Raw genomic sequence first — 10843 nt, forward strand, 5'->3', positions numbered from 1 at the left:
GCGCTCCTCACGGCAGCCGGGGCACGGTCAGCACCCGGCCCGGCCGCAGGTCCCGTGGATCGGTGATGCCGTTGGCGCGCGCCAGCTCCCGCCAGGCGTCGGGCCGCCGGTACAGCGCGCCGGCGATGGAGCTGAGCGTGTCGCCGCGGCGCACCACATAGCTCTTCTCCACCGTGGGCGAGGAGCGCGGGGTGGCGGCGACCTGCACGGCGGCGGTGCGGAACTCCTTGAGCGAGAGGTCCAGCAAGGCCCGCAGCGGCACGCCGTCCGGCCGGAACATCTGGTAGTTGACGTCCAGCTTCTCCACGACGCCGGTGAAGACCTCCTCGTCCCACACGAACCGCACGACGGGCGGCGCGTGTTCGCGGCTGTCCGGCCGCAGGAGGTCGCGCAGCGCGTCGACGTAGAGCTTGCGTACGTTCTCCAGGGTGTCGGAGGTGTCGACGAGCGCCTGGACGGTGAGGGTCTCGGTGCCGCCGCGCACGTACTGCAGCGGCGGGGTCTCCAGGCCCGGGATGGTGATCTCGGCGAAGGTGTTGCTCTTGCTCAGCTTGTAGTCGGTGGGGTTGAACCGCAGCGGGATCCGCCGCCGCCGCTCGTCGGCGATCACCGGCCGGACGATCTCCAGCCGGGCCTGGGCCGCGCCCTGGCGGGCGAAGGACACGGGCGTCACGCTCATGCCGGGCCCTCCCCGTCGCCGAAGCGGCGTTCGGCCTGGGTGTGCGCGGCGCGGGCGCAGGCGTCCTCGTACAGCCTCGACCACGCCTGGATGTGCTGGTTGAACAGGCGGGTGAACACGGCACCGTCGTCACCGTCGACCTGGAACCGCACTTCGAGCTGGTGAATGGTCACCTTCGGCACGACGGTCACCTCCCTCGGTTGGGCCGCGGCAAGCCGCTCGCCGCGGCGTCCTGCACGACCTTGTCCAGTCCCTCGTGGGCGATCTCCAGCGACTCGACGGCGATCGCGTTCTGCTCCGCGTGCAGATCCGGGCCCGTCCACTTGGCGGCGAGACCGCCGTGGAACGCCCAGGCCGCGCCGGGCACCCCGTCCGGACCGAGGACGATCACCGCGCCGTCCCGGCGGGCGCCCAGCGAGTCGGCGAGCCCGGCCTGGTACCAGGCCCACAGGCCCGGATCGCGCACCACTCCCCGCTTGAGGGTGATCCGGTTCCACGAGTGGCGCAGCGGCAGCTGGTGCACCGAGTCGTTGCGGCCGCCCTCCGGATAGCTCGTCACCTCCAGCTGCGCCCCGAGACCGGTGACCTCCTGGAAGGCACCGGACGCGACCAGCGGCAGCAACAGCGCCTGCGCGGGGGGCAGATAGGCGTCGCCGGGGTCGAGGGTGACCAGGAACCGGTACTTCGGCAGCGGATCCTCGTTCATGCCTCGATCACCTCCAGTCCTCGGTCCTGGCCGAGCACCAGGCGCAGCCGGATGAACTCCATGGGGGCGGCCGGGGCGACCTCGATCTCGCAGACGAGTTCCCCCGGGTCCTGCTCGGGCGGGTTGACGGTGTCGTCGCACACCACCCGGAACGCCTCCTCGGGCCGGGCCCCGGCCAGCGCCCCGGCCCGGAAGGCGGACAGCAGCACGGAGGTGACGGCCCGCACCAGCGTCAGCCGCAGCTCGGGGGAGTCGACGTCGAACACCAGCGGGCTCGCCACCCTGCGGATGGCGCGCACCAGGAGGTGTACGAGGCGGCGGTGGGCGATGTGCCGGGTGCGGGGGTCGGCGGACAGGGTGCGCCCGCCCCACACCGTCAGACCCCGCCCGCGGGTGCACCGCACCAGGTCGACGCCCGCGTCGAACAGCCGCGCCTGCTGCGGCTCGGGGAACTCGTCCGCCAGGTCGACCGCCTCCAGGACGACGGCGTTGGCGGGCGTGTGGTGCGCTCCGCGTTCGCCGTCCAGGCGGGCGATGACACCGAGGACGTGCCCGGAGGCGGGTACGGTGCGCGGCCCGTGCCGGTCGGGGACGCGCAGCGCCGGGTGGTAGACGGCCGCGCAGTCGAGGAGCCCGTCGTCGCCCGTCGCCGTGAGCGATCCCACCCAGCCGACCACCTCGTCCACGGAGGTCAGCCGGGGCGGCACGTCCAGGACGGCCAGCCGGTCGTGCGACGGGGCGACGCTGCGCAGCAGTGCGAGCACCACGTCGGTGTGCGCGCTCCCGGACAGGTCCGTGCCGAGGTCCGGCAGCGCCACCAGCGCCGGTTCCGGGAGGTCGGCCTGCGCGGCCACGGCGTCCGCGTAGGCGTCGCGGGCCGGCGCGGATTCGGTGCCGCCGGCGAGTGTCAGGTCCCAGGACGTCGAGATCGGGCCGGGCCGTCCGGGCGGCGGCGGGGGCCCGTCCGGGAGCAGCCGGACGAAGCGGGACGCGGTCAGCCGGTCCGCCGCCTCGGCGGGCGGCAGGCCGGGGAACGCCTCGGGCGGCTCACCGGGCGCGGTGACCCGTACGGCGACCGTCGGCGGACCGGCGACCGTGCTGGCGCGGTGGCGGATGGCGACCCGTACGCCGTTGGCCCAGGTGCCCGGGCTGGTGGCGACCACCCGGTAGCGCGTGGCGGGGAAACCGCCGAGCGGACCGACCGTCCACCGCGTCCACGCCGTGCTGGCCGGCCCGGACACGCGGAGCACCCAGGCCGTGCGGCCGCCGTTCTCGAAGAAACCGCGCAGCGCGTACGGGGTGGCGAAGGCGCCGTCCGGCGGTTCCCCCCTGCCCGGCGGCCCCGCGGGGGGACCGAAGGCGCCCAGGACGTCGTTCCAGCTCTCCACCCGCACCGGAGCACCGACCGGTCCCCTGCGGAGCCGGCCGAGGAACGCCGCCACGTCGGTGCGCAGCGGCTCCACACCGGACCCGCGCGGCGCGAACGTCAGGGACACGCCGGGAAGCGCTTCACTGGTCATGTCAGACGTCGATCTCCAGCTTCTCGACCGCGAGGACGAGCGTCTCCATGGCGATCTCGTTCTTGGTGGCGCTCAGGGTCGGGCCGGTGTACTTGGTCGGCCAGCCTCGGTCGAAGTTCCAGCGCATGGCCTCCTGGCGGTTCTCGTCGAGGAGCACGATCGAGCCGGAGGTGCGCCGGACCTTGCCGTTGAGCGCCTCGACCACCCAGTTCCAGAAGCCGGCATGGCCGGTGATGCCGCGCTTGAAGGTGAGGTTGGTGTACTTCTTGAGCCCCGGGATCTTGCGGACGGTGATGTCCTCGCTCCCGTTGCGGTACTCGATCGGCGGGATCTCCAGCTCCAGGCCGCTGGCCTCGGTGAAGGACCCGCTCACCGCGACGCCGTCGTCGCTGACGTTGGTCACGATGATCTGGAAGTTGTAGGACGCGTATGGATCGTCCCTGGTCACGGGCGGCATGGCGGCCCCTCCTCGGTCCTCGGTCGGATGCTCAGGCGAGCTGGGTCTCGCGGGTCTTCTGCTGGATCCGGAAGATCACGAACTCGGCGGGGAAGACCGGCGCGACGCCGACGACGCAGATGAGACGGCCGTTGGCGAGGTCGTCCTCGGTCATCGTGGTGCGGTCGCAGGCGACGAAGAACGCCTCGTCGGCGGTGGTCCCGGCGAGCGCGCCGCTGCGCCACACCGTGGTGAGGAAGTTGGTGATGGTCTGGCGGACCAGGGCCCACAGCGACTCGTCGTTGGGTTCGAAGACCACCCACTGGGTGCCCTCGTCGATCGACTCCTCCAGGTAGAGGAAGAGCCGCCGGACGTTGACGTACTTCCACGAGGTGTCCGAGGAGAGCGTGCGCGCGCCCCACACCCGGTGGCCGAGGCCCGGGAAGAACCGCAGCGCGTTGATCCCCCTGGGGTTCAGCAGGTCCTGGTGGCGCCGAGTGATGTCCTGGGCGAATCCGTCGGTCTGCCGGATGCCCCGGACGACGACGTTGGCGGGTGCCTTGTGCACGCCCCGCTCCACGTCCACCCGGGCGTAGACGCCGGCCATGTGGCCCGACGGCGGAACCGCCACGTCGCGGCCGGTGGACGGGTCGCGGGTGACCAGCCAGGGGTAGTACAGCGCCGCGTACCTGGTGTCGAACGGCTCGCGGAACGCCTGGATCCCCTCCAGGTCGAGGCCGTCGCGCGGGTCGAGGATCGCGAACCGGTCCTTGAGCAGTTCGCAGTGGGTGACCAGGCTGGATTCGACCGTGCCGGACCACATGCCGGGCACCGCGCAGACCGCGACCTCGTCGATGTCCTCCAGCGCGACGATTCCCGTGCGCCGCCCGCTGCCGCCGTCGGTGCCGACGAAGTCGGCGACGCTCAGGGACGCGTACGCGTCGTCGCCGTCCGCCAGCGTCAGCCAGGAACCGATCGCGGGCACCGGGAACCTGGCGGGGTCGGTGGAGATGCCCGGCAGGGCGGTGGCCCGGACCAGTTGCGACCGGGCGGCCAGGGCGGTCACCAGGTTCGCCGGGGTGTCGCCGGTGAGCCGCAGTCCCGGGAACGTCTCGGTGACGGTGGCGCCGCCCGGGTCGGTGAGGCGGGTGCTGACCTCGGCCTCGATCAGGTGGATCCGGTCGGTCTCGAAGAAGGTCCCCGGCACGTCGCGGTCGAGGGTGACGGCGTCACCGGCGACCGTCTCGACGCTCACGGCGGTCAGGGCGGTGCCGTCGTCGAGCTGGACGACCGCCCCCTCGTACAGCCGGCTCGCGCCGCCGATCCTGAGGGTGCGCCCCGCCGCGAGGTTGCCCCGGCGCACCCGGCGCACGGTGAGCCCGGTGTCCCACGCCGGGTGGCCGGTGCCCGCCGGGAGGGTCAGGGTGACCTTGCCGTCCGCGGGCCGGCCCACCTCGACCTTGTAGCGGTCGGTGCCGATCTGGGCCCAGACGTCGGCGGGCAGGTCGTCCGGGTCGAGGCCGGGCGCCGCGGCCACCTCCACCGTCTGGCCGTCGGCGGCCGCGTCCGCGACGAGCCGGGTGACGAACAGCGGGCCTTCCTGAGGGTCGGGCAGCACCGGCAGTGCGGCGCCGACCTGCGGCTGGACCCGCACCTGGATCCCCCGGCCCCAGGCACCGGGGCTGTTGGCCGACAGCCGCAGCGTCTGCTCGGTGCCGCGCTCCCCGACCTGGACGTAGTCGCCCCGGGCCGTCCTGACCTCGGCGGGCAGGGCGGCGCCCAGCGTGATGCGGCGCTTGGCCATGTCGTAGCCGGAGACGGTGGCCGTGTGGACGGCCTGCCGGTCGTCGCCGCGGAAGATCTGGATCTGCTGTCCGACGCCGGTGAAGCCGACCAGGTGGCCCAGGTGCAGGCTGGTCGCGCCGCGCGCGGCGTCGGTGGCGATCGGGCTCACCAGGCCCTGGCCGAGCACACCCGAGGCGGGCGTCGCCTGTGCGGCGGCGACCCGTTTGACGTACAGCCGCCGGCCGCCGTTGTCGAAGAAGCCCTTGACGGCCAGCGGGAACAGCCACCAGCGGCCGCCTTCGGAGGGGTTGTCCGCCCACGCGTCCCGCACGGACGCCTCCGGCTCGGGCAGGAAGCCGCCGAAGGTGTTCTGGAACTCCAGGAAGTTCGTCACCAGTTTGGGCTTGCCGGTGTACGGTCCGCGAGCGGTGACCCCGACCATCCCCGCGGTGCTGGTGCTCACCCCCGCGATCGGCCGCGGCCCCGCGTCGATCTCCTCGATGTAGACCCCGGGGCTCAGATACTCGGCCATGACATGGGCTCCTCACTGCTCACGGATCTCGATGACGTGCTGACGCCCCGCGTCCTGGGGCAGGTGCACCAGGAGCGACCCGGTCCGGCCCGGCCGCTCGGTGGCCCTCAGGCGGAACGTCTCCTCGGCCGCGTGCTCGTCGGCTCTCTCGCCCTCCCAGCGCAGGGCGAGCCGGAACGCCCCCCGGGCGTCGGTGAGCGTGCGTTCGTGCCACGGTGTCAGGTCCTGGCCGGTGCGCCCCGCGGCCTCGACGAGCGCGTTCGCGACCGGCGTCCGGCCGGCGGCGGCGCGCACGACGCCGTGGACGGTGCGCGTGCCCGGCGGGTACGGGAAGGAGGCCGCCGGCAGCAGCCGGACCAGCCGCGGCGAGACCTCCGCGGCGGGCGGACGGGTGTCGTCGTACGGGTGGACGAGGAACTCGACGCCCAGGAGGTCCGCCGAGAACGGCCGGCCGTCGGCCGGGTACAGCGGCTGGTAGCCGGCGGCCGCGAAGCGGGCCCGGTGGCGCTCCGGCCGGGCCGCCCACGGCTCGGCGCGCCTGCCGAGCCCCGGGAAGGCGAGGGATCCGCCGGGAGTGCGCACCACCCTGTCGTCCAGCGGCAGCCAGCCGCCGTCCGCCTCGTCGAACCGTTCGAGGCGGACGTCCACGCCCGCGGCGCGCACCCGTCGCGCGTAGTCGTCGTACGGCACCAGCCAGACGGGGCTGTAGAGCGTCGACCGGGCGAGGGGCAGGAAGGCGCTCATGGCGTCGCCGTCCCCTCGACGGTCCGGCTCCGCACCGGCCGCACCGCCGTCTCCACCGCGGAGTCCAGGTTGACGACGCGGACCTCGTAGTTCAGCGAGAGCCGGTACGGCTTCTGGATCGCGTACCAGACCCAGGACTTCTGGTCGAGGGTGAGCGGTGTCAGGGTGAGGTGCAGCGAGTCGACGCCGCCGGCCAGGCCGCCGGAGAGCTGTGCGCCGTCCAGGATCGCGTCGTCGTAGAAGGTCTGCAGGGCGCGTCCGAGCATCCGCTGCTGGGTCGCCTGGTCGCCGCCCCAGGGTGTGATCAGGTACCGCAGCAGCAAGGCCATCGGCGGTTTGCGGACGGCCGGCGCCTCGGGCGGCTGGGAGCGCACCGGTGGCCGGTTGCGCGAGGTGGGGTCCTCGGCGATCTCGTAGAGGAACACGGTGAGTTTGGGGGGCGGTGTCTGCACCGTCTCGGAGAGGTCGTTCAGTTCCGCGATCGGCGGTTCCACCCGGCTGAGCCCGCGCAGGGCCGTCGTCAGCGTGCTCACGACGACCGACGAGACATCGGCGATCACACCGAAGTCACCCATGCGGAACCCCCCTTGGCCCGGTCCGTGCCGCCCCTGTGTGCGGCAACGATGCAGGCTGCCCTGTGATCCGTCCGCGATCCGCCCGTCGCGGCGGCGTCACCCCCGCGTCCTCGCCGCGTACCGTGACGCCGCCAGACACGCGGTGACGACGCCGGGGTGACACCTGTGCGGAACACTCGGTCTCCCATGGAGACCCCTTCAAGGCGGTCCGGCGTCCTCATCCTCCGGGTGTGGGTGGAAGGCGACAGGCCGGACGGCTTCCGCGCGCGCATCATCCGGATCGTCGACGGAGAGCAGCAGCCTCCCGCGGCGGCGGACCAGACCGCCGACGTCTTCCTGGCGCTGCGAAGCTGGCTCGATCAGCTGCTGGAACAGGAGCGGTGACGTTTTGGCGACGTTCCGTTGTTCCCTCGGAGACGCCGTCCTGATAATTCTCGACCCTGCGGTCATAACTTCCCCTTAACATAGCTTCGAGAAGCCGATGATCCGAATGAAGATCACCCGCATCGGTACGGGGGCGTCGATGAACGGACAATCACATCTCATTACGTTGAGGCTGCTCAAGGGCTTCACTCTCGCGGTTGACCATGCACGCATTCCGGTGTGCTCCGGCACCCAGCGCCTCGTGGCATTCCTGGCTTTACAGGGGATGCCGCGGTCCCGTGCCTATGTGGCCGGAATCCTCTGGCCGGACGTCACGGCGTCACGCGCCAACGCGAGCCTGCGATCGTCCCTGTGGCGAGCGGCGCGCACGGGCCACCCCATCATCGACGCGACCGCGCGCGAGCTGGCCCTCTCCCAGCACATCGTCGTTGACCTGCACGAGGCGGTGGCCCGCGCGCACCGGCTGCTCGACAGCTCACGCCCGTGCGACGACATCCTCACCATGCAGACGCTGGCGGACCTGTCGGTGGACCTCCTGCCGGAATGGCCGGAAAACGACTGGATGATGATCGAGCAGGAGCAATACCGTCAGCTGCGGCTTTACGCCCTGGAAGCGATGACCGAGCGGCTGACGTCGGCTCGGCGCCACGGCGAAGCCGTCGCCGCCGGACTCGCCGCCGTACGGAGCGAGCCCTTGCGGGAAAGCGCCCACCGCGCGCTCATCAAGGCGCATTTGGCTGCCGGTAATAGGGGCGCGGCACTGCGCCAATTCGAACAATGCCGCCGTGTCCTGCGGGAGGAATTGGGGCTGGAACCCTCCTCCTCACTGCGCGACCTCGTGCCCCTGCGTACCGGACGCGCCGAACAGCCGCGGCTTCAGCCCTTCCCCACCTAGTCCCCGCGGCTTTTCCCACCCGCCCGAGGTGTGCGCCCGCGGCCCCGGGTGACCCTTCGGCACCACGAACACCACGCCGTTTTCGAACACCCTCGTGCCGCGGCCGCGTATTCCCGGGGGCGGCCTTCCCCGGCGCCCGCCCTCCCGCCTCGTACCGCGCGAGCACCTCGACGCCATCCACGACTCCACGCCCCACGAGGAGCGCCATGACCGCCTTCCACGCTGCCGTCGTCCACCCCGGCGGATCCGTCACCTACTGCGGCGAGGTGAGCCGGGCACACGTCGACGAGGCCCTCGCCACGGCCGCCCTGGAGACCACCCCGCGCGCCGCCGTCCGGCACCCGCGCCGCCCCGGGTCGGTCTTCGTGCTGCGCGAGGACGGCGACCTCGACTGGTACGAGCCGGTGGGCGCCGAGCCGTTCGTCATCCGCGACCCGGACCCGCGGCCCCGTCCCGGCGGCGGCCGCCCCGCCCCCGGCGACCCGCCCCTCGCCGGCGAGCCGGTGCACGGCCTCGCCGGCACCAGGTGGGTCCCCGGCGCGATCCGGCTCGGCGACGGCGTCATCGGCGGGGCGATGGACACCCCCGGCAATCCGCCCCGGGTCGTGCACCACACCACCGAGTCCCCGGCCGGGGGCAGGTACCTGGAGTCCGTCGGGTCGTACCTGATGCTCGTGGCCGCCGAGCCGCAACTGATCTACTGCCCGGTGACCGACCGGATCGGCCAGTTCGGACCGCTCCACCTGAGTGCCCGGGCCCTGCGCAACGACGGTGCCCGGCGGACCAACCGCGAGGGCAGGGTGTGCGTCCAGATCGAGGTCCTCGGCCGCGCCCGCACACCCTGGACCACCGGCTGGGATCCGGCGCAGAAGCCGGGCTGGCGGAGGATCCTGGCCGCGGTCCGCTCCTGGGGCGTGCCGGACGTGTTCCCGGCCGGACGGCCGGCGGCGTACCCGGGGCCGGGCAAGTCCCGCTCGCGGTCCGTCTGGCGGTCCGAGGGCGGCCACTTCGGGCACGTCGACGTCCCCGGCAACGACCACGGCGATCCGGGGGCGATCGACACCGCCAAGGTGCTGCACCGGTCCGGCCCCAGGCCGCCGGGGCCGGACAGGCCGAAGGTCAGCGTCGCCCACCTGGTCGCCGCCGCGCGGAAGGACGTGCCGGCCCCGGACGGACGCACCACCTACCGGGCCGAGGTCCGCGTCCTGGAGGACGCCCTCGTCGCCGAGGGTCTCCTCCACCGCAAGTACGCCGACGGTTCCTTCGGCTCCAAGACGGTCTCGGCGTACGCGGCCTGGCAGCGCAGCAAGGCCGGCGGCTCCTACACCGGCGCCGCCGCCGACGGCATACCCGGCATCGCCTCCCTCCGGCGCCTGGCCGCCCGCCACGGCTTCACCGCGACGGCCTGAACGGGGACGGCGGGGAGGGGGACCGGCGCGGTGACGCGCTAGCGACGCATGCGGCCCGACAGCCAGGGGGTCAGGGCGGGGCCGGGGACCAATTCCTTGTACGTCTCGTCGCCGGGCAGCGGCACGACCAGCCAGTGGCCGGGGGGAAACAGCCGGCCCCTGGTGAAGGCCAGACCGCCGTAGACGGAGCGGAGGAACGGGGGGACCGCGTCGCGGGGCACGTCGTGGAACTCCACGCCCTCCACGGTGATCTTCGCGTCGTCCTCGGGGAAGAGCCGCACGCTCACCGCCGGCGGTCCCGCCAGGTCGACGAACGCCTCGTGCGGGAGGGAGCCGTCGGGGTCGAGCACCGCGAAGGGCGCAGCCGACGTGCGACGCGACGTCCGGTCCGCTCCGATCTCGTCGGTGACCGACAGGGACAGGCCGTACTCCTCCGCGACCTCGCGTATCGCGCCGACGGCGGCCTCGGTGGTCGGCAGGTGTGCGTGCGCCATGCCCCTGATCATGCCCGACGGGAAAAACCCACCGCGCGGCGGCCGGACGCGGCTACCATCCGTACGGTGTTTCCGGGGACGGGTCCCGGGTGGTCTGTGGTGTCGAGGAGTTGGGGGTTCCGCATGGTCGCGGGTCGTGTCGTCCGGTTCGACAGTGCGCGTGGTTACGGGTTCGTCGCGCCGGAGGGCGGCGGAGAGGACGTCTTCCTGCACGTGAACGATTCGCTGATCCCCGAGGAGTACCTGCGCTCGGGTCTGGTCGTGGAGTTCGACGTGGAGGACGGCGAGCGGGGGCCGAAGGCGTCGAACATCCGGCTCGCCGAGGGGGTCGACCCCGCCCCGCCCCGGCGGCCGGCCCCGGTGCCGCGGCCGGTGGTGCTGGACGAGTCCGGCCATCCGATGTGCGACGTGCTCGGCGCCGCGGAGTACCGGCGCGAGGTGACGGAACTCCTGCTGGAGGCCGGCCCCTCGCTGACCGCCGAGCAGATCCTCGCGATCCGCGCCGCGCTGGTGAAGTCCGCCGAGGGCCACGGATGGGTCGAGGACTGACCGCTCCGGTCGATTCCCTGCCGGATCAGGACGGTTGAGGTTGCCGCGGGGGGGGGGGGGGGGGGGGGGGGGGGGGACCCAAAGGGGGGTGGGGAGGGGGGGGCGCACCCCTGGGCCCCCCCCGAGAGGGGCGGA

At 73.1% G+C, this 10843-nt stretch carries 13 protein-coding genes; 4 read left to right on the forward strand and 9 right to left on the reverse strand.

Features of this window, described 5'->3' with window-relative positions; all coding sequences use genetic code 11:
* Nucleotides 1–7: 7 nt before the first annotated feature.
* From ACZ63H_RS20965 to ACZ63H_RS21000, 8 genes are read right to left on the reverse strand one after another with little or no spacing between them, the layout of a single operon-like run.
* On the reverse strand, nt 8–679 hold the full coding sequence (locus ACZ63H_RS20965) for a CIS tube protein (protein WP_469867120.1): 672 nt from the start codon (nt 677–679) through the stop codon (nt 8–10).
* Entirely contained in the window at nt 676–870 is a 195-nt protein-coding gene (locus tag ACZ63H_RS20970; protein WP_469867121.1) for a putative phage tail protein, read from the reverse strand. Before ACZ63H_RS20970 ends, ACZ63H_RS20965 begins: the two co-directional genes overlap by 4 nt.
* Entirely contained in the window at nt 867–1385 is a 519-nt protein-coding gene (locus ACZ63H_RS20975; protein WP_469867122.1) for a phage tail protein, read from the reverse strand. The genes ACZ63H_RS20970 and ACZ63H_RS20975 overlap by 4 nt, the downstream gene beginning before the upstream one ends.
* Nucleotides 1382–2905 (reverse strand): phage tail sheath family protein, encoded by a 1524-nt coding sequence (locus ACZ63H_RS20980; RefSeq protein ID WP_469867124.1) that lies wholly within the window; start codon nt 2903–2905, stop codon nt 1382–1384. The genes ACZ63H_RS20975 and ACZ63H_RS20980 overlap by 4 nt, the downstream gene beginning before the upstream one ends.
* 1 nt (nt 2906) lies before the next feature.
* Entirely contained in the window at nt 2907–3362 is a 456-nt protein-coding gene (locus ACZ63H_RS20985) for a phage tail protein (RefSeq protein ID WP_318200135.1), read from the reverse strand.
* Between the two features lie 31 nt (nt 3363–3393).
* Nucleotides 3394–5658 (reverse strand): phage tail sheath C-terminal domain-containing protein, encoded by a 2265-nt coding sequence (locus tag ACZ63H_RS20990; protein WP_469867126.1) that lies wholly within the window; start codon nt 5656–5658, stop codon nt 3394–3396.
* Between the two features lie 12 nt (nt 5659–5670).
* A complete protein-coding gene (locus ACZ63H_RS20995) occupies nt 5671–6402 on the reverse strand; it encodes a protein-tyrosine phosphatase family protein (RefSeq protein WP_469867128.1) in 732 nt (243 codons plus the stop codon).
* A complete protein-coding gene (locus ACZ63H_RS21000; RefSeq protein WP_469867130.1) occupies nt 6399–6977 on the reverse strand; it encodes a Pvc16 family protein in 579 nt (192 codons plus the stop codon). Before ACZ63H_RS21000 ends, ACZ63H_RS20995 begins: the two co-directional genes overlap by 4 nt.
* A gap of 186 nt (nt 6978–7163) precedes the next feature.
* Between ACZ63H_RS21000 and ACZ63H_RS21005 the strand changes: the two genes are divergently transcribed.
* From ACZ63H_RS21005 to ACZ63H_RS21015, 3 genes are all read left to right on the forward strand, one after another.
* Nucleotides 7164–7361, forward strand: a complete 198-nt coding sequence (locus ACZ63H_RS21005) for a hypothetical protein (protein ID WP_469867132.1) — start codon at nt 7164–7166, stop codon at nt 7359–7361.
* Nucleotides 7362–7467: 106 nt separating this feature from the next.
* On the forward strand, nt 7468–8256 hold the full coding sequence (locus tag ACZ63H_RS21010; protein ID WP_469867134.1) for an AfsR/SARP family transcriptional regulator: 789 nt from the start codon (nt 7468–7470) through the stop codon (nt 8254–8256).
* Nucleotides 8257–8462: 206 nt separating this feature from the next.
* Nucleotides 8463–9665: a peptidoglycan-binding protein LysM gene (locus tag ACZ63H_RS21015; protein ID WP_469867136.1), complete on the forward strand. Its 1203-nt coding sequence runs from the start codon at nt 8463–8465 to the stop codon at nt 9663–9665.
* 38 nt (nt 9666–9703) lie between these two features.
* Here ACZ63H_RS21015 and ACZ63H_RS21020 read toward each other — a convergent pair whose 3' ends face one another.
* On the reverse strand, nt 9704–10159 hold the full coding sequence (locus ACZ63H_RS21020) for a hypothetical protein (RefSeq protein WP_469867138.1): 456 nt from the start codon (nt 10157–10159) through the stop codon (nt 9704–9706).
* 123 nt (nt 10160–10282) lie between these two features.
* Here ACZ63H_RS21020 and ACZ63H_RS21025 point away from each other — a divergent pair, with 123 nt between their 5' ends.
* On the forward strand, nt 10283–10708 hold the full coding sequence (locus ACZ63H_RS21025; RefSeq protein WP_469867140.1) for a cold-shock protein: 426 nt from the start codon (nt 10283–10285) through the stop codon (nt 10706–10708).
* Nucleotides 10709–10843: the final 135 nt, after the last annotated feature.

The sequence above is a fragment of the Streptomyces sp. NPDC104831 genome (assembly GCF_055583025.1).